Here is an 18,023-nt window from a genome sequence, read left to right on the forward strand (position 1 = left end):
GCTAGTAATCAGTAGAGGTGGAGTGGCAATAAATATTTTAATAAATGAGTTTGATAAATGCCTATCAAAAGGGAATTAGCTACATAAGGGAACGCATTGATCCGTTTTCACTTCGGTTTCGTCTCACAGTAGGTATCTCGGCTGTTTCAATTTTTGGAGTCAGTAGCGTTGCTGTTTGGACGACTTGGAAAATGCAGCAGATTCTTATCAATGCTCCCAAACAGAATATTCAGCATATTGCCAAACACTTTGAGCGAGATGTTGAATTGTACAGTGAAATGATGTCTGTACAAACTGGGATGCAAAAAGCAATTGATAACCGCACAACTTCCAATTTACTGATATGGGTGAGCAATCCGAATGGTAGAATTGTTGCTCAGTCTCAATCTTTATTTACTCCACATTGGCAGGCAAACAGCACTTCTGAGGTACTACTGTCCCTTTCAAGGATGCCGATTAAACCCCAAATTTATAAAATAAACAAACACTACTTTGTAATTTTTGGTAAGCCTTTGATTGTGAAAAGCGCCATAGTTGGCAACTTTTACGTAGTACAGGACATTACTAGCGAACAAACTATGTTTATTGCAGTGGTTCGCAGCATGAGGATTTCTTATATTTTAGCAGTTCTTATAGTGACGGTGGCAATTGCTATTTATGTGAAGCGATCGCTTGAACCCTTGCGACAAATGAGCCAAATGACTAAAGTAATTTCGGTTGAAGATTTAGGGGAAGCAAAATTGCATCTTGTTAATGCTCCTAGCGAAGTTAAGGAATTAGCCGATACCTTTAATATGATGTTATATCGAATATCAGAATCGTGGGAGCAGCAGCGTCAATTTGTTAGCAATGTTTCTCATGAGTTGCGGACACCTTTAACTATTGTTCATGGCTATTTACAAAGTACGCTACGACGAAGTAATAACTTAACAGAAGCACAACAAGAAGCTCTTTCCATTGCAGCTTCTGAAACAGATAGCACTATCCGTTTATTACAAGATTTACTCGATTTGGCGCGGGCGGATAGCGGTTATATACATTTCCATGTAGAAAATATGGTGCTAAATGATTTGGTTGCAGAGGTGGTGGTAATGGCGCAACAATTTAGCAGTAGAGCGATCGCTATCTCTACAACCTCATACCCTATCAAGGTAAAAGCCGATCGCAACCGTCTCAAACAAGTGCTGATCAACCTGATTGATAATGCTTTGAAATACTCGGAAATCGATGAATCTATAAGTATAAAATTAGACAAAACAAGCGACAATGTAACTATCCAAGTTTGTGACAAGGGTTGTGGGATTCCCCTACAACAACAAACCCGCATCTTTGAGCGGTTTTATCGCGTGGATGAAGCTAGAGCGCGTTCTACTGGCGGCGCAGGGTTGGGTTTATCCATCGTTAAAACTCTCGTTGAGGGAATGGATGGAAGTGTTACGGTACTATCCAAACTAGGTGAAGGTAGTGTTTTTACAGTCACTTTACCCACACCATAATTAAAACCTTACTTCCAATTTCTCTTTCTTTTTCTTTTACCTTTGGGGTTCATTAACTATGACAGCACATATCTTGCTAGTAGAAGATGAAGTCAAACTGGCTCGATTTATAGAGTTAGAACTGGGTTATGAAGGATATCAAGTCAGCGTAGCTAACGACGGTTTATCAGGAATCACAGCAGCGCGAGAATCTAATCCCGATTTACTTATTTTAGATTGGATGCTTCCTGGTTTATCGGGATTAGAAATTTGTCGCCGCTTGCGAACAACTGGGAATAAAGTCCCGATTATTTTATTAACAGCAAAAGATGAAGTAAGCGATCGCGTAGCTGGTTTAGATGCGGGAGCTGATGACTATGTAGTTAAACCCTTTAGTATCGAAGAATTGTTAGCCAGAGTCCGTGCTCACTTGCGGAGAACGCAAGAAGAAAATCCGGATATTTTGCAATTTGAAGATTTAAGTTTAAATCGTACCACGCGAGAAGTTTTCCGAGGCGATCGCGCTATTGAATTAACAGCAAAAGAATTCGATTTACTGCAACACTTACTCGCTCATCCCCGACAAGTGATTACACGCGATCGCATTCTCGAACAAGTTTGGGGCTACGACTTTATGGGCGATTCCAACATCATCGAAGTTTATATTCGCTACCTGCGCCTGAAACTCGAAGAAAACAACGAAAAGCGCCTAGTTCAAACCGTGCGCGGCGTTGGTTATGTGCTGCGAAATTAATTTTTTGAGTAGCGCAGCCTGGAATGAAGGAGCGATCGCTACTTTTTCTCACTCAGCTTATCCTTTACTAATGCTCAACTAACCCAAGCAAAAGAGGATTAGGTTACTGTCGTTCCCAGGCTGGAGCCTGGGAACAAGAACAGGAGGAACGAGAAGAGCGTGGCTTAAAGTGGAGAACTCTGCACCAAAGTAGTCTGTAACGCTCCTTGTTCATTTGGTTGCATCATATTCATAATAATCGCCACGGTGCGTCCATCGGGAGCTAGACGCACTTCCCTAAGCGTATATTTCATAGCATTTTCGCGGTAATTGTTCAGCGTACTAAGAGTACGTTTGCGATAATTAGCAGTCACCTCAAGACGCAAAGCAGCACGATCCACTTCAGCATTACCTCCATATGCCACTGAAGGGATATACTTTTGCTGCATCAAAACCTCTAATTTCTCTTTCTTATCATTCAAAATGAAAGTATAAGTTTCGCTCCCATCGGCGTTAGTTTTGCGAGAAAGGACTGGCAATTTTCTTCCAGGTGCGGGACGATTTAGCTTCAAATTGTAGCGAATAATCGATGTTTTCTTAAGTAATTGATTTTCCGCCGATTTAGTAGTTAAACTTGGGGCTGTTTCCCTAGCTTCGTCAGTATATTCAGTTTCTAAACAGCCATTCTCAATGCAGGTGTTTCTCGGCAAATTTATAATTTGTAGTTTGGCTTTAGGAACGTCTGTCGCCGCGTTTCGATAACTTTCGAGATATATATAGTAACGGCTATCCGTCGAAAAACCAGACAGTTGATGACTTGTTTTGTAGACATCTGCTAATACTTGAGAGGAAATGAGTGCGGCGCTAGCTGCCATTAGGGAAATTACGGAAAAACGTCTCATATTAATTTTGAATGTTCACTAATTCAATTTTATATCGCGGACAGCTTAACGCATCAGAGGACTGCGGCGGTGATCAACTAAATACCGCTTCTGTGCCATGTGTTCAAAGATATTCGTTGCCATCGACTGAACTTGGACTCGCCTGCTACGCTCCACTTGTAACACATTTGCTACAAGAACGACGTAAGCGATGGCTTCGCCTCGGACGGAGTTTTACGCATTCCGAACTTCTGTGACAATAATCTTTGTTTCTATGTCAATGTAGCTTGTATTTTTAAATATTTGCTTTCAGGAATAGGGAATCTCCTTCCAGCCGCACAAGACTCTCCGTCCAGGGTGAATGCCAAGACTACCAGTTCCCTGCGACTAGACAGCACTCATAGCTTCGATATCTTTTCTCTCGAAGACTTGATAGAAAGCTTGATTCGCCGTTAAATCAACCCTTTTGGGTTAACATTCTATCTCCCTCTGACCAAACGAACGCAGAGAAGGCGATCGCATATATGCCTCTTCTATCTGGGGCATTGATAGGAAAGCTGTTATGAACCCCAAGGTAGCTAGAAACGTTGCTGTCGCTACCTTATAGCTCATTAAATCAAAACCCCTCTGCACTATCGTTAATTCTGCTACACAAGCCGTTTATGACACTTTCCCTAGCGTTACCCCCAGAAGGCGATCGCATCTTTGTGAGGATATGCAATTACTAATAGATTTATCTGTAAATGCGAAACGCTTACTGCCAATTTTTTTAAAGCATTATCACGTAATTAAAAAACTAAGGAATTAGTAGATATAATAAGGGTTTTAAGGGATAAATTTAGCCAAATTATCAGAAATAGGTGTAAACATCACGATAATATGAATTTATTATGTCAAAGCAAATTTAAAGTATTAATAGCTAGTAGAAATGAGCAATAAAGCTGTAATTTAACTAGCCCATAAAATCCCGTAATTACCTGAATATAACGGTGACGACTCTTCGCGGAACTTGTTGCCAGCTACTTGGAATATTTTTATCCGAAGTATCAGGTGCTAAACACCTATTCTTGGTGAAGATAATTGTTTATTGTCTTCTTTCTGTAGTAAAAATTTTTATGTCTTTTTTCTGATGAGCGGTAGCTAATGAGTTTTTCCTGAGAGAAACATTAATTCTCACTGAAAATATCTATAAATCTCATAAGTAAAATATCACTCTAAAATAATCTATACCCCAATCTATTGAGCAACAATTTATTTAACCCGGAAACATCGACTCAGCCATCGTAATTTTGCCTGAAGGATTAAAAATGATGAAACTGAACCACTTCGTAATACTAGGCATGACTCTTGTCGTAAGTTCTGAAGTAGCGACAGGAGTTGTAGGAAATACACTATTAAATGCAGTTAATCCCTCAACAAACTTAAATGGAATTGCTGTAGCCCAAACTCGCCCTGCAACTCGCCCTGGAGTCTTTGTTGCAGGGGAAAAACCTACTTCTGGAACTGCTCGAATTATCAACGTCAATGGGCAACGATATATAGAGTTTGATTCGTCTTTTAAGACTAGCGAGCAAGGGCCTGATCTTCATGTGATTTTAGACACATCCCAGAAGCCGCCGCAGTCTTATCAAAACTCAAACGGCTACGTGAACCTGGGTAAATTACATAAATTCAACGGCACTCAACGCTACCCAATTCCTGCCGCTATTAATCTGGCAAACTTCAAATCTGTTGTTATTTGGTGCCGTATGGCTAACGCCACCTTTGGGTATGCCACGCTCGGCGGTACTAGCAACGCCAGCGCTCAGTAGTATTTTATACAGTTATGCCCGCCATCACCGGAGTCGGTGGGTATTGCTTCCATCAGCGAAAAAACGAAAATATTAGCACAGGCGTTACACAGCAAGGCAAAGCAGCCCTGCTGTGTATTGCTTTTTGTAAAAATTATCTCTTAGGGTAGGGAACATTTGGTTAAGCTTAGGTTAAGGTTACATAATTAGAGATTTTCTCAATAAACCCAATTTGATAAGAAGGTAGCCATGACAAATCCTGAGCGGGCGAGCAAAAACAGTTTTCTCTACCCTCAAAGCCGCTACTACGGCTCTTTTTCCCCGGATTTTCTAGCTTTTAATGCTAATCTGCAAGAATTTGCTCAGAAAGTCTCTTACATCTCGGCGCTAGAGACTGGAGGCAAACTTTCTCCAGAGGAAGCTTATGACCAGATAAAGTGTCTCTGGAAGCAGCTAAAGCAGAGTAAGAAATCAATGGGCATTGGCTCAGATTTATCATCAGAAACAAGATAAGGTTTCTTGCATATTGGCATCTTAAATTAAACAACCGATATAAGTAGTTTTGGCAAGGGAATTGCTAACCGTAGCTTTTGTCGTCTATGGCAATAAAAAATAGAAATAGCAACTGATGACAAAAGTGTTGGTAATTGAGGACGAAGAACTAATTCGCGAGAGTATTCTGAACCTTCTTGATGAAAGCGGGTTTACGGCGATTGGCGCTGATAATGGCGAGAAGGGAGTGCAATTGGCAAAAGAGTTCGTCCCCGATTTGATTTTCTGTGATGTAAGAATGCCAAAACTTGATGGGTACGAGGTTTTGAGAGTGTTGCGTTCTGACCCTATTACAGGCACAATTACCTTCATTTTTCTCACTGCTGACAGTAACAAAAATGTCCGTCAGCAAGGAGAAATTTTGGGGGCTAACGGTTATCTTGCAAAACCGTTTACAAGTGCTGAACTTCTGGAAGCGATCGCTACCTATTTGTAGACAAAATAAAAGTCAAAAGAAGGATGAAGGAGGAAACAGATTGTTGTATTCCTTCTTCATCCTTCTTTTGACGTTTGCCTTCTTACTTCTTACTCTTGAAATATAGTGCAGGGAGTGACACCGTGGAAAAAACGGAAAAACAGAAGATGCTAGCAGGGGAGTTATATCTGCCTTCTGACCCGGAACTGGCTGCTGATAGCAAGCGGGCGCGTCGTCTGTTAAGAATGTACAGTGCGACGACTGAGGAACAGCCAGATTTGCGATCGCAAATCCTTAACGACTTATTCGGTAAGGTGGGAGCAAAAGTGGAAATTGTCCCTCCCTTTCATTGCGACTATGGTAGCAATATTTACGCTGCCAACGGCTTGTACATGAATTATGGATGTGTAATTTTAGACTGCAATACGGTTCATATCGGTGAAAATGTTTTATGCGCCCCTTATGTGCAAATTTACACCGCATATCACCCAACAGACCCGGAAATTCGTCAAAGTGGTTTGGAACTCGCTGCACCGATTAAAATTGGTAATAATGTTTGGATTGGAGGCGGTGTTATTATTTGTCCTGGGGTGACTATTGGTGATAATACTACTATCGGTGCTGGTAGTGTGGTTGTAAAAGATATTCCGCCGAATGTCGTTGCTGTGGGAAATCCTTGTCGGATTATTCGGCATCTAACTTGAAAAATTAGTAATAATATAAGTGGCGAATCTAATTCGCGGCTATACATACTAAACCCGCGCAGGCGGGTTTCAAATTTAAAGTCTTAGTTTTCATTGCTAGTAAACAATATGACTGAAGAAGAAAAGAGGTTAGAAGAAGATCGCGAGCGCCAGGCTTATTGGCGGCGTTGGGGGCCTTATTTAAGCGAACGTCAATGGGGAACTGTGCGCGAAGATTACAGTCCTGATGGCGCAGCTTGGCAGTATTTTCCTCACGATCATGCGCGTTCCCGTGCTTATCGGTGGGGGGAAGATGGTATTGCGGGGATTTCAGATAACCATCAGCGACTTTGTTTTGCGATCGCGCTGTGGAATGGTGAAGATCCCATTCTTAAAGAAAGGATTTTTGGGTTAACAGGAAAGGAAGGCAATCATGGGGAAGATGTCAAGGAATATTATTTTTATCTTGACAATACTCCTACCCATTCTTACATGAAATGTCTTTACAAATATCCGCATCAAGCATTTCCTTATTCCCAACTGGTTGAAGAAAATAAATGTAGAGGTTATCAAGATCGAGAATTTGAATTACTTGATACAGGGGTGTTTGCCGAAAACCGCTATTTTGATATTTTTGTCGAATATGCTAAAGCTGACTCAGAAGATATCTTAATTCAAATTAGTGTAGTTAACCGGGGAAAAGAAGCCAAGAGTCTGCATCTTTTGCCTACTCTATGGTTTCGTAATACTTGGTCTTGGAATCAGACTGATGAAAAGCCCCGGATAAAAAAGCTCAAAAGTGATCAAGGTTTAAGTATTGTAGAAGCCTCGGAAGCAACGCTGGGAGATCGCTGGCTATATTCTGAGGGAGAACCAGAACTGTTGTTTACAGAGAACGAAACTAATAAGGAGAGATTGTTTGGAGTTAATAATTCCTCGCCCTACGTGAAAGATGGGATTAACAACTATATTGTGGAAGGTAAGAAAGATGCTGTTAATCCTAATCAAATAGGGACTAAGGTAGCAGCAAAATATTTATTAAATATTGGTGCGGGAAAAACTAAAGTAGTTAAATTGCGGTTAAGCGATCGCGCAGATTTAGCCGCACCATTTGACGCCCAGTTTGAGAGTATTTTTCAAACTCGAAAACGGGAAGCTGATGAATTTTACCAGCGTGTCGCTTCTTCCTGTTCGCTGACAGAAGATAGGCGCAATGTGCAACGCCAGGCATTTGCGGGGATGTTGTGGAACAAGCAATTTTATTACTACGTTGTCGAGGAATGGCTGAAAGGAGATCCTGGTGAATTACCGCCACCAGAACCGCGACAAGGTATCAGAAACCATGATTGGATTCATTTTTTCAGCGATGATATTATTTCCATGCCTGATAAATGGGAATATCCTTGGTTTGCAATTTGGGATTTAGCATTTCACGTCATACCCCTGGCGATAATTGACCCAGACTTTGCCAAGCGACAACTACAGCGGTTGACGCGAGAATGGTATATGCACCCCAACGGTCAATTACCAGCTTATGAATGGGATTTTAGCGATGGAAATCCACCTGTTCATGCTTGGGCGGCGTTGCGGGTTTATAATATTGAGAAAAAAATGTATGGTCGCGCTGATAAAAAGTTTTTAGAGCGCGTTTTTCAAAAGTTACTACTTAATTTTACCTGGTGGGTGAACCGCAAGGATATTGAAGGAAAGAATGTTTTTCAGGGCGGATTTCTAGGGATGGACAATATTGGTGTCTTCGATAGAAATATGAAGCTGCCCACGGGGGGATATCTATCGCAGTCGGATGGTACTAGCTGGATGGGAATGTACTGTCTAAATATGTTAGCGATCGCGCTAGAATTAGCAATAGAAAATCCCTCGTATGAAGACATCGCCAGCAAGTTTTTTGAACATTTTCTCTATATTGCCGATGCGATGAACCAGATGGGCGAAGGAGAGGAATCGCTGTGGGATGAAACTGATGGTTTTTACTACGATATGCTGCATTGTCCTAATGGCAGTTATATACCCTTGAAAGTCCGTTCGATGGTGGGATTAATACCACTTTTGGCAGTTGAAATCATAGAAGAAGAAACTTTAAAGCAGTTGCCTGGTTTTAGACAACGAATGGAGTGGTTTATCCACAATCGCCCCAACCTGAAAAAAAATGTGGCTTGCATGGAAACGCCCGGAGTTGGTGCTCGAAGATTACTTGCGATCGCTTATAGTGATAAACTCCGCTGCATCTTAGAAAAAATGCTTGATGAAAAAGAATTTTTTAGCGACTATGGCATTCGTTCGGTTTCTAAATTTCATGCAGAACATCCTTACATTTTCAATGTAAATGGAGATTCTTACTGTGTGAATTACGAACCAGCAGAATCTAGCAGCGGCTTATTTGGGGGCAATTCCAACTGGCGCGGCCCTATTTGGTTTCCCATCAATTATCTGCTTATTGAAGCACTGCAAAAATTCCATCATTACCTTGGCGATGACTTCAAAATCGAGTGTCCGACTGGTTCGGGGCAAATGATGAACCTCTGGGAAGTTGCCACAGAATTATCCCAAAGGATGATCCAAATTTTTCTGAAAAATGAATCTGGTCAGCGCCCTGTTTATGGGGATTTGGAAATATTCCAAACCGATCCGCATTGGCGTGATTTAATTCTTTTCCATGAATATTTTCATGGCGATAACGGTGCAGGACTCGGCGCAAGTCATCAAACTGGATGGACTGGTGTAGTTGCCAAACTAATTCAGCAATGCGGCGAAAAGTAAGTTTTACAAGGCTGTTACAGTGAAATATAGTAGCGGTAGATAAATCATCAGTGACATTGAAATTCGGGTGCATCCAAATTTTTAAACTCCTTATCCCTTACTTAACCCCTTCTCCCTAACTAGAGAAGGGGTTATGCGGCTTTGTATTTCTGTGGGTGAGACATCTGCAAGCTGACCAGGCAAAAGATTGAGCATGGAACAAGGTAAAAAAGAATTTAAGAAGGGTGTTCAATGGCTTGTCTGGTCAAGTGTTGGAGTTTTGGCGCTCTTGAGCGCTGGAAGATGGGTAGACTATGCAAAGCTGCTGAATCGCTCACCAGATCCGGTAAAGGTGCGCCTACTTACCGTCAAGCGAGGCAACGTTGAGAATAAAATCAATGAGAGCGGCACAGTGAAACTAGGCGGTCAACAAACCCTGAAGTCTCCAGCAGAAAGCGCTGTGGAGCAGGTGTTAGTAGAGCTTGGCGATCGCGTGAAATCTGGTCAAAAACTGATTGTTCTGCGTAACCGAGATCAACAAACTAGCCTCGCCGCCCAGCAACTGGAGATTCAGAAACAGGAACTCGCCTTAGAGAGAAACCGCCAGAAAGTTCTGGAAGCGACCGAAAAGCTAAATGCTGCCCAACGGGAACTCCAGAATCGTCCCAACAAGCAAGCAGAGATGCGGACACAGGAACTGATAATAGTCCGCAACCGCGAAAAAATTGCTGAAGAACAGGAAAAGCTAACAGCAGCAGCTGGAGAACTCCAGCAGTTGCAAGCTTTGGCTGAAAAAGGTTTTATTCCGGGAAAAGAACTTCAGGATCAAAAACAACAAGTCCGCGCCGCTGAATCAGCCCTGCGGGATGCTCAATTAGCGCTGAGTACGAGTACCTTGGAACTTCAGCGTCTGAAGCAGGAGGGTCAAACTTCCCAGCAGGAATTTTTAGACAAGGTTGCAGCTGCTCAATCAGAACTGCGTCAGGCTCAGTCAGATGTTAACACCGCTACCAGCGAAATTCAGAGCCAGAAGCTGGATCTAGAACGCCTGGTGCAGCAACTGCAAAACAACATTGTGAGTGCGCCAATTGCGGGTAAAGTTCTCAACATCATGGTCAAAAATGGGAATGGGGTGAACTTGGGCGATAACTTGCTGACTCTGGGCGACCCTTCGCAAGAACTGGTGGAACTGAATCTTTCCACCCTGAATGCTGCCAAGGTGAAGGTAAACCAAGTTGCCCGAATTAGCGTGATTGGCCCCGATTCGCAGATATTTAAAGGGCGAGTGTTGAGCTTGTATCCGCAGGCGATCGCTTCTAACGCTAACAGCAATGAGCAGCAAGAAAGCCAATCGGGGCAAGTCACCGTACCTGCAATAGTCAAGCTGGATCAGCCGACTCGCAAGTTGATTCCAGGCTCTCAGGTCAGTGTCGAAATCATTTTGGATCAGCGGCAAAACGTGGTGGTGTTAGATACGGAAGCCATTCAGCGTTCTAAAGCTAAACCGTTTGTCTGGGTACGCGATCGCCTTGGCAAAGCGGAAAAACGAAACTTGACTTTGGGGCTAGAGGATGTAACTAAGGTGGAAGTGACTTCTGGTTTGCGCCCAGGCGACAAAATTGTGCTTCCAAGTCCTGATTCTGAGCTAGAACCAGGAATGCCCATCACTGCCGAACAAGAATCAAAAGAGGGAGATTGAGAAATTATTTCCTTAATAAATAAAGGCTGGAAATGCCTAAGCTCTTGGCTTTGCCCCATTTCTCGTCTCTGAACGACTCTGCTGGGTGTGAGAGCGATCACTGGATGCGATCGCTAGTGTGCCTCACTATCTGAATAAAGTAAAGAGGCGATCGCCTCCCTTTCCTCGTTCCCAGTTTCTGGAACAAGGAAAAAATCACAATCAAGAGCATCTAAAATCCACAATTGGCATGAGCCTCGCCCCCTTCGACCTACTCGCTCTCACCCTTAACTCCCTACGCAGCAACCCCTTACGTTCTGTTCTCACTAGCTTGGGCGTTTTCATGGGTGTAGCGGCGGTTAGTGCCACTCTTGAAGTTGGCAATATCAGTAGAGCTGTAATTGCCGAGCAACTAGCAGAGGGAGACGCGCCTCAAGTCAGAATCTTTGTGGAAGGGGAGCTGAAGTTGGAAGACATGGAATTTTTGCGCCAGCGTCTAGTCGGCGTGCGGGCAATCAGTGCCTCGACTTGGGTCTATCCTCCTTCACCAACCATATTTCAGGATCAAGAAGCTCAACCTTCCATGACACCTGTTTCGGAAGACTTTTTTCTCACCTCTGGGAAGAAATTGTTAGCGGGACGCTTCTTCACCCCTGCCGACTTTGAAAACTATCGCCCTGTGGTGGTGATCGATCAATTTTTACTAGACAAACTTTTTCAGGGTCAAGAGGCGGTGGGAGAGACTATTTATGTCGGAGGAAGACCTTATGTAGTTGTGGGGGTGGTACCGACTAATCCCCGCGATGAGGAACCGGAAGGGCAGCTACTGGTTCCAATGTCGTTTTACCACGCGCTCTCTGGTAGCCGCGATCTTGGCTCTCTCCAGCTGCGCCCTTATAAGCTGGAAAAATTGAAAGATTTGCAACAGCAAGCAAAGCTGCTGTTAGAGCAGCGCTTCCCGGACAAACGATTTTATGCTTATAACAATGTGGAGAAGATCCTTGAGCAAAAGCAAACTCTGGAACTTGCTTCACGCGGACTGACAGCAGTCGGGATAATTTCGCTGCTAATTGGTGGTGTTGGGATTGCTAATATTACGATCGCTGCTGTAATGGAGCGTACCCCAGAAATTGGTTTAAGGCGGGCAATTGGCGCAACTAGACGAGATATCATGCTGCAATTCATTTTAGAAGCAGCAATCTTGAGTTTATTCGGGGGAACTGCTGCCATTGTCTCGGTACATGGGTTGACAACTGTTGTCGCTGAGACTTTTAAGTTGCCTTACCAATTTGAGAAACGCATCGCAATTTTATCTTTAGGATCTGCTCTGCTGGTGGGAGTGGGTGCTGGGTTTGGGCCTGCTTTAAGAGCAAGTAAGCTTGATCCAGTTAAAGCGTTGCGTAACTCGTAGGGCGAACCGCACGTTATCGCCTAGATCCTGCTAGTAGATTTATTTGGGCTACAAGCTGGATAAAAGGATTTTGAATTAAACATCCAATTGTTCCATCTAAAATCTAAAATCAACTGGCTAAAAGCTATCAGTTATTATGTATAAGCGCGATCGCCAAATTTCTCAACATCCAGATTCTCTCGACAATTTTTTGCCCCCAGTTAGTTCCTGGCTCGGTAGTGCTTGTCTGCTTCTGGTGACAATTTTTGGCACGGCTATGACGCTGGCTGCGGCTTTTAAGCCGGATCAGACAACAGTACATACTGCTAAGGTTAAGGGTGCGTCTAGCGTTGCTATCGCCTTTAGGCGCGCGCCCCTAAGGATTGGGGCTAAAGCTCACAATAGCGGCGCCCAATCACCACAGCAAAGAGGAAAGCCAGATGCGATCGCTTTGCGTATATCCCAAAGGCTGTTCCTTACTCCTCCTGATCCCCAACTCCCAACCAAAAATAGCCTAACGTCTCTTGATATCCAGTTACAGCATCCCTCTAGCCCACTTCCCGCTCTTTCGAGGCAATTTGTTGACTTCCCATCGGCAACCAATATTAACGTCCAATCCTCAGATTTACTTGCATCTAAAACAACAAAACTAGCAAATTTATTCGCTCAAACTACACAAAAACCGACCCAGCCGGAACCAATAACACCTCAGCCAGGAATTCAATTAACCCTCGCTGATGTTGTCGTTTTAGCCGTGCAGAACAACACAGATATCAAAAACGCCTATCTTGAAAGAATAGCCCAAAGACAAAACTTGGCAATAGCTGAAGATAAATTTATCCCTAACCTTACACCTAATGTATCTTTTAACATTGAGCGTTTCGGTTCTGGCGCAACTACATCAACCAGTGCTGATCTCGGCCTTGGGGCAAGTGTTTCTGTAAATATTCCTACCGGAGCTAGGCTGAGTTTTGGCTGGGACACTCACACTCAGACCTCAAATAGAAATAATTTTATTGATAATATTAATAACGACATCCTTGGGCAAAATGTCCAACTCCGTTTTACCCAACCCCTATTAAGAGGCGCTGGAACTGCTGTTAATAGAGCGTCAATTGACATTGCTCGGCTCGATGAAAGAGCCAATATTCAAGCTTTAAAATCTACCCTAATCAATACAATTACCTCAGCAATTCTAGGCTACCGGGATTTGCTCCAGGCGCAAGAACAACTTGAAATCGAGCGGCTTTCCTTGGAAAGCGCCCGCCAAATATTGCAGATTAACCAAGCCTTAATTGATGCTGGTAGAATAGCGCCAGTTGAAATTGTTCAAAGTCAGACAGAAGTTGCTAATCGAGAACTTAGCTTATTAGCTGCTCAAAATACTCTTGCCTCTGCCAAGTTAGCTTTACTTGATATCTTAGACATCGGACAAAATCTGGATATTGTAGCAGTAGAAAGAATTATATTATCATCAATATCTCCAGAGTTAAATAAACTAAAAACAGTAGCTTTTCAAAATAGACCTGATTATTTGCAAGCACAACTCCGCTTAGAAATAGCTAAATTAGACCAGTTGGTAGCAGATAATAACAGGCGCTTGAACTTAGATTTTGATGCAAGATACGACAATTCTGTAAGTAGCAGCTCACAATTGGCTGCTGGCTTAGTCTTTTCTCATACTTTTGGCGATCGCACAGCAGAACGAGATTTTCAGCGAAGTCGGGTAAACTTCCTCCAAGCAAAGAATTCATTAGAAAATCTGCGTCAAAGTATAGAAATTCAAGTAACCGACAGGGTTAGAGATGTGAATCTCAGACTTTCGGAGGTGAGACTTGCCCAACAAGCAAGGGAGTTGTCGGAAAGACAATTACAGATAGAACAAGAAAGGTTGAAATTGGGAAGAGGGGAAATTTTCCAAGTGGTGACTTTTCAAAATAACTTAGTAGAAGCAAGAAACAGAGAGCTTACTGGAATTATTTCCTATCTCAATGCTTTGACAGGTTTGGATCAAACTGTTGGTACGACTTTAGATACATGGAATGTGACGATAGAAACAAATAGGTAATTAACCAGAAGCAAGTAGGTTGGGTTGAGGTAACGAAACCCAACGCTAATATTAAGTTGTTGGGTTTCACTAAAGGCATTGCATAGCCTCTATATCTGGATTCCCACAGTCCCCAGCCCCTAATCCCCAGTCCCCAACCCCTCTGGAACCACATCGTGAAAACGGGTATAGTCAATCAAGCGTCGCCCATCCTGTCTCCTATCCGAAGTAAAGATATCCACAAAACGCATATTCCACAAAATTTCTTTATCCGAAAAAGAGTGGCGGGTATGGATATTTTGCGAAACTGTTTCATCTAGCCCGATTAGTGTAATCACAATGTCAGTTTCCGTCTGGGCAAGAGTTTCCAGCGTAGCCCCATAGAGGGGACTTGTCTCATCAATCGGGTGCATCACCGTCCACGACAGCGCGAAGATAGGCGTGTGGCTGCGAACCAGTTTCAAGTCGTAGAATCGGCGCATAAATTCGCCCTCGCGGTTGATTTCGTTCCGCACCATAGTCACGTTTATCTGGGCTTCTACAATAAAGTTACGACGCTGGTTGGCAGCCCGAAACATCAAAGTTGGTACGCCATCATAGCGACTAATAACTGCTACACGACTGAAAAGGACTCTAGCTGTCGGACGGGAGAACCGGGCGAACATCAGACCGCTACCCATAGCAATGCCCAAAAGTCCGACCAGTGATTCAATTGTGACTAAGAAATTTGCGTATAGCGTGCGCGGATACATTGCACCGTACCCGATGGAAGCCATTGTTTGAACGCTGAAAAAGAAGGCATCTTTAAAGGAACCAGGCTGTGCATTTTCTATGCCGTCGCCTCCCGCGAGATATGCGATCGCAAACAGGGAGTTGGCGATCGCATACCCCAAAGCCAACAGCACGAAAAACCAAGGCCAGGAGATTGTGAGTATTAAATAATACAGGTCGCCCCAGCGAAATAGCGAGTCACCTCGCCCCACGACGTTAAACTGTCTATTCGTGCTTAAAAAGCGCTTAGACGAAGATGGACGTTGCCTTTTTGCCATACATTATTGTAGAAGAAAGCTAATTATAAAGTACGCCAAACTACAGTTTTACTTCCACTTTTTAATCGAGAGGACAAGCACAACTTTTACTCTCTAATCATCGAGATTCTAGCTGATTTAGAGCCGTCATCACAGATTGATTTTCGCGCCCTCTTTCGATTAGAGAATATTCTACATGGGGAGGAACTTCTGCGTAAACTCGGCCTTGGACTAAGCCAAACTCTTCTAGTTCTCTTAGCCGCATCAACAGCGTTTTGGTGCTAATTCCAGACACTTCTAGCAACTGGCGGCTACGGCGGACTGCAAACAACTCTCGCAGAATCACAATAGCCCATTTACTGCCGATCAGGTCAAGAGTGAACTGAATCGGACTACCCTCTTTGCACTGGCTGATGTCCAACATCTGAGGATCCTAATATATCTGTGTACTTGTTTTCGGCAATTCCAATAAGAGAGGGATGTTAGAGTTAGCCGTCCTACACTATTCTTGATTTTTCTTAATAAAGAGCTGAATAGCTTGATTAGGGTCGATTTTTACTTTTGGTAAGTATAACGTACTTCCAGTAACTGAGTGTTTATTCAAAGGAGGAGAAGTAAGATAGAGTTAAGAGTTTAGAGTTGGGAATTAAGAACTCTAAATACTCCATTTTTAACTTTTTTCAATTACCAAAGAGTTATATATGTTTTCCAAAATTTTAGTTGCAATGGATAATTCTGCCAGCAGCCAAACTATCTTTGAGTCAGCTTTGGTTTTAGCGAAAGCTACCGAGGCTGAACTCATGCTACTGCACGTTCTTTCCCAAGAAGAAGAGGGTACGCCAATAAGCCCATTACTCTCCAGCTTAGACTACTACACACCTGTAAACGACGACATCATCCAGATTTACAAAAAGCAGTGGGAAACCTTTGAAAACCGAGGTTTAGATTTATTGCGATCGCGCACAGATGAAGCGGCTTCCGTGGGGGTAAAAACTGAATTCACCCAAACCCCAGGTAGTCCTGGTCGCACTATTTGTGAACTGGCACAGAATTGGGATGCAGACCTCATTGTGATGGGACGGCGAGGACGCTCTGGCTTAAGTGAATTAATCCTGGGTAGCGTCAGTAACTACGTTACTCATCACGCTCACTGCTCAGTCCTGACGGTGCAAGGAAAAGCTAATTCCTGCACAGAAGTTGCTCAGGAAAATCAAGAATTGTCAGTTTCTTGAAAGTAGATAAACCTAGTTGCTTTTTCAGGCACACAACTATAAATGAATGTCAAGAAACGCCAAGGTAAGCGCTGTCGTATCGCCAAGAAAATATAATTTTGACTTTGCGTTGCTTGGCGCTTACCTTGGCGTTACAAAATTACCTCTTTTCAATAACATTAGCCAAACCAGTGAGAAGGTAAATATCTTGAATCAACTTCTTCAGGAATCTGGTGACTAACCGTATCTGAATTTTGTTCAAGGATATGGTGAATACCTTGGTGAATCAAACATTCTATTTCTGAGTGTTGCTCCAAGCAACAGTTGACAAATTTTTGGTCTATTGCTGATTCACCCTCCTCAATGACTGCGTAGTTATTAGAGGTTCGGCTGAGAACATAGACAATTAATTTTTGACGCAATTCAGGAATAGAGAAAGCTTTTTGATAGGGATGATCGGTATAAGTCCCTAAAACTTTTTCAATTTCTTTAACTACCGCTGGTAAGGTTAGATTGGCAATGGTTTTACTCATTCTCTAAACTCCTACAAATGAATAAACGGGTTTTGTTCTCAAGCAAATTAAAACGGGTATTTTCCAGAACAAACATGCAAGATGTGTTCTGGCTAGATTACCTAGCAGAAGCTTAAGTGCGATCGCTTATCCTAGACAAACCGTAATTGCCTTTATTGATGTTGCGTCTAATGGATAGGCATCGACTCCCTTAACCTCCAGTTTTGACACAATCATCAAAAAGATCCCAAAACTTCACAAAAGTTATGTAAACTGTTACAAAGCATCAACTTCTTCTAGCGAAAAATTGTAAAGAAGCGAAGTTTTTTAGCTTAATTTAATGCTAATTCAAGCTAACACCTTGCAGACTAGCGATATGCCCACCTGTATTAGATATTCACAGGTTCTTGGTCGAATCTCCGCATTAACTCAACAAGAGCTTTTTTATCTGGCGGCTGTCCATCTTTGAGAAGTTCCGCCAAACCCTCGAAGTATTTCTCGCGAGATCCCGCCGGACAAAACATAATCAGCAGCTTCGCAGCTTGCGTTCCCCGATTGGCAAAGGCGTGAGGCGTACCGCGAGGGACTAGCACAAACGCCCCCGCCTGACCTTGCACTGTCTGCTCCCCAACCAGAATTTCTACTTCGCCTTCTAAAACATAAAACATCTCCTCCATGTGCCGATGAAGATGTGGTTCGGGTGACGTTCCTCCAGGTGGTAGTGTCTGTTCAAACAGCCCCAAATGTCCGTCAGTATTTGTACCAACAGCTTTGAATGTCACTTGACTGTTGCCAATTGTGAGGTGACTACCTTCTCCGGCCCCTAGCACAACCTCTTTGATAGGTAAAGACATCTGATTTTCCTCATCCA

At 43.1% G+C, this 18,023-nt stretch carries 17 protein-coding genes and 1 pseudogene; 11 read left to right on the forward strand and 7 right to left on the reverse strand.

From position 1 onward, the window contains the following. Positions 1 to 44 precede the first annotated feature (44 nt). Positions 45 to 1,496, forward strand: a complete 1,452-nt coding sequence (locus NDI42_RS10170; RefSeq protein ID WP_190456983.1) for a sensor histidine kinase — start codon at positions 45 to 47, stop codon at positions 1,494 to 1,496. A gap of 58 nt (positions 1,497 to 1,554) precedes the next feature. Then, entirely contained in the window at positions 1,555 to 2,229 is a 675-nt protein-coding gene (locus NDI42_RS10175; protein WP_190421408.1) for a response regulator transcription factor, read from the forward strand. 164 nt (positions 2,230 to 2,393) lie between these two features. On the opposite strand, the gene NDI42_RS10180 is transcribed toward NDI42_RS10175, so the two are convergent. The 3 genes and pseudogenes from NDI42_RS10180 to NDI42_RS10190 form a co-directional block, all read right to left on the reverse strand. After that, complete coding sequence (locus NDI42_RS10180; RefSeq protein WP_190456985.1) at positions 2,394 to 3,110, reverse strand: DUF2259 domain-containing protein; 717 nt, start codon at positions 3,108 to 3,110, stop codon at positions 2,394 to 2,396. A 45-nt stretch (positions 3,111 to 3,155) separates the two neighbouring features. Then, positions 3,156 to 3,491: pseudogene (locus NDI42_RS10185) on the reverse strand (DUF4440 domain-containing protein). A gap of 69 nt (positions 3,492 to 3,560) precedes the next feature. Beyond that, entirely contained in the window at positions 3,561 to 3,701 is a 141-nt protein-coding gene (locus NDI42_RS10190; protein WP_190456987.1) for a hypothetical protein, read from the reverse strand. A 695-nt stretch (positions 3,702 to 4,396) separates the two neighbouring features. Here NDI42_RS10190 and NDI42_RS10195 point away from each other — a divergent pair. From NDI42_RS10195 to NDI42_RS10230, 8 genes are all read left to right on the forward strand, one after another. After that, positions 4,397 to 4,900, forward strand: a complete 504-nt coding sequence (locus NDI42_RS10195) for a DM13 domain-containing protein (protein ID WP_199311255.1) — start codon at positions 4,397 to 4,399, stop codon at positions 4,898 to 4,900. A 228-nt stretch (positions 4,901 to 5,128) separates the two neighbouring features. Next, positions 5,129 to 5,392, forward strand: a complete 264-nt coding sequence (locus tag NDI42_RS10200) for a DUF7219 family protein (protein WP_190456989.1) — start codon at positions 5,129 to 5,131, stop codon at positions 5,390 to 5,392. Positions 5,393 to 5,507: 115 nt separating this feature from the next. Continuing rightward, on the forward strand, positions 5,508 to 5,867 hold the full coding sequence (locus tag NDI42_RS10205; RefSeq protein ID WP_190456991.1) for a response regulator: 360 nt from the start codon (positions 5,508 to 5,510) through the stop codon (positions 5,865 to 5,867). Between the two features lie 122 nt (positions 5,868 to 5,989). Beyond that, a complete protein-coding gene (locus NDI42_RS10210; protein WP_190421418.1) occupies positions 5,990 to 6,550 on the forward strand; it encodes a sugar O-acetyltransferase in 561 nt (186 codons plus the stop codon). 108 nt (positions 6,551 to 6,658) lie between these two features. Continuing rightward, positions 6,659 to 9,307, forward strand: a complete 2,649-nt coding sequence (locus tag NDI42_RS10215; RefSeq protein WP_190456993.1) for an MGH1-like glycoside hydrolase domain-containing protein — start codon at positions 6,659 to 6,661, stop codon at positions 9,305 to 9,307. 193 nt (positions 9,308 to 9,500) lie between these two features. Beyond that, the gene (locus NDI42_RS10220; protein ID WP_190456995.1) at positions 9,501 to 10,985 is read left to right on the forward strand and encodes an efflux RND transporter periplasmic adaptor subunit; all 1,485 of its coding nucleotides are present in this window, start codon (positions 9,501 to 9,503) and stop codon (positions 10,983 to 10,985) included. Positions 10,986 to 11,214: 229 nt separating this feature from the next. Next, entirely contained in the window at positions 11,215 to 12,375 is a 1,161-nt protein-coding gene (locus NDI42_RS10225; RefSeq protein ID WP_190457074.1) for an ABC transporter permease, read from the forward strand. 136 nt (positions 12,376 to 12,511) lie between these two features. After that, positions 12,512 to 14,422 (forward strand): TolC family protein, encoded by a 1,911-nt coding sequence (locus NDI42_RS10230; RefSeq protein ID WP_190456998.1) that lies wholly within the window; start codon positions 12,512 to 12,514, stop codon positions 14,420 to 14,422. A 119-nt stretch (positions 14,423 to 14,541) separates the two neighbouring features. On the opposite strand, the gene NDI42_RS10235 is transcribed toward NDI42_RS10230, so the two are convergent. Next, a complete protein-coding gene (locus NDI42_RS10235; protein ID WP_190457000.1) occupies positions 14,542 to 15,450 on the reverse strand; it encodes an ion channel in 909 nt (302 codons plus the stop codon). A gap of 97 nt (positions 15,451 to 15,547) precedes the next feature. Then, positions 15,548 to 15,853 (reverse strand): winged helix-turn-helix transcriptional regulator, encoded by a 306-nt coding sequence (locus NDI42_RS10240; protein WP_190457002.1) that lies wholly within the window; start codon positions 15,851 to 15,853, stop codon positions 15,548 to 15,550. Between the two features lie 277 nt (positions 15,854 to 16,130). Between NDI42_RS10240 and NDI42_RS10245 the strand changes: the two genes are divergently transcribed. Beyond that, the gene (locus tag NDI42_RS10245) at positions 16,131 to 16,661 is read left to right on the forward strand and encodes a universal stress protein (RefSeq protein WP_190457004.1); all 531 of its coding nucleotides are present in this window, start codon (positions 16,131 to 16,133) and stop codon (positions 16,659 to 16,661) included. 158 nt (positions 16,662 to 16,819) lie between these two features. Here NDI42_RS10245 and NDI42_RS10250 read toward each other — a convergent pair whose 3' ends face one another. Together NDI42_RS10250 and NDI42_RS10255 are read right to left on the reverse strand one after the other, a co-directional pair. Next, positions 16,820 to 17,173 carry a hypothetical protein gene (locus NDI42_RS10250; protein WP_190457006.1) on the reverse strand — a complete coding sequence of 118 codons (354 nt, stop codon included), beginning with the start codon at positions 17,171 to 17,173 and terminating at the stop codon, positions 16,820 to 16,822. Positions 17,174 to 17,541: 368 nt separating this feature from the next. Beyond that, on the reverse strand, positions 17,542 to 18,006 hold the full coding sequence (locus NDI42_RS10255) for a cupin domain-containing protein (protein ID WP_190457008.1): 465 nt from the start codon (positions 18,004 to 18,006) through the stop codon (positions 17,542 to 17,544). Between the last annotated feature and the right edge of the window lie 17 nt (positions 18,007 to 18,023).

The sequence above is a fragment of the Funiculus sociatus GB2-C1 genome, from assembly GCF_039962115.1.
Taxonomy (GTDB): domain Bacteria; phylum Cyanobacteriota; class Cyanobacteriia; order Cyanobacteriales; family FACHB-T130; genus Funiculus; species Funiculus sociatus.

What these genes read in the sequence shown, in the direction of transcription:
- NDI42_RS10170 (WP_190456983.1), top strand. Translation starts at nt 45, where the DNA reads ATGAGTTTGATAAATGCCTATCAAAAGGGAATTAGCTACATAAGGGAA.
- NDI42_RS10175 (WP_190421408.1), top strand. Translation starts at nt 1,555, where the DNA reads ATGACAGCACATATCTTGCTAGTAGAAGATGAAGTCAAACTGGCTCGA.
- NDI42_RS10180 (WP_190456985.1), bottom strand. Translation starts at nt 3,110, where the DNA reads ATGAGACGTTTTTCCGTAATTTCCCTAATGGCAGCTAGCGCCGCACTC.
- NDI42_RS10190 (WP_190456987.1), bottom strand. Translation starts at nt 3,701, where the DNA reads ATGAGCTATAAGGTAGCGACAGCAACGTTTCTAGCTACCTTGGGGTTC.
- NDI42_RS10195 (WP_199311255.1), top strand. Translation starts at nt 4,397, where the DNA reads ATGATGAAACTGAACCACTTCGTAATACTAGGCATGACTCTTGTCGTA.
- NDI42_RS10200 (WP_190456989.1), top strand. Translation starts at nt 5,129, where the DNA reads ATGACAAATCCTGAGCGGGCGAGCAAAAACAGTTTTCTCTACCCTCAA.
- NDI42_RS10205 (WP_190456991.1), top strand. Translation starts at nt 5,508, where the DNA reads ATGACAAAAGTGTTGGTAATTGAGGACGAAGAACTAATTCGCGAGAGT.
- NDI42_RS10215 (WP_190456993.1), top strand. Translation starts at nt 6,659, where the DNA reads ATGACTGAAGAAGAAAAGAGGTTAGAAGAAGATCGCGAGCGCCAGGCT.
- NDI42_RS10220 (WP_190456995.1), top strand. Translation starts at nt 9,501, where the DNA reads ATGGAACAAGGTAAAAAAGAATTTAAGAAGGGTGTTCAATGGCTTGTC.
- NDI42_RS10225 (WP_190457074.1), top strand. Translation starts at nt 11,215, where the DNA reads ATGAGCCTCGCCCCCTTCGACCTACTCGCTCTCACCCTTAACTCCCTA.
- NDI42_RS10230 (WP_190456998.1), top strand. Translation starts at nt 12,512, where the DNA reads ATGTATAAGCGCGATCGCCAAATTTCTCAACATCCAGATTCTCTCGAC.
- NDI42_RS10235 (WP_190457000.1), bottom strand. Translation starts at nt 15,450, where the DNA reads ATGGCAAAAAGGCAACGTCCATCTTCGTCTAAGCGCTTTTTAAGCACG.
- NDI42_RS10240 (WP_190457002.1), bottom strand. Translation starts at nt 15,853, where the DNA reads ATGTTGGACATCAGCCAGTGCAAAGAGGGTAGTCCGATTCAGTTCACT.
- NDI42_RS10245 (WP_190457004.1), top strand. Translation starts at nt 16,131, where the DNA reads ATGTTTTCCAAAATTTTAGTTGCAATGGATAATTCTGCCAGCAGCCAA.
- NDI42_RS10250 (WP_190457006.1), bottom strand. Translation starts at nt 17,173, where the DNA reads ATGAGTAAAACCATTGCCAATCTAACCTTACCAGCGGTAGTTAAAGAA.
- NDI42_RS10255 (WP_190457008.1), bottom strand. Translation starts at nt 18,006, where the DNA reads ATGTCTTTACCTATCAAAGAGGTTGTGCTAGGGGCCGGAGAAGGTAGT.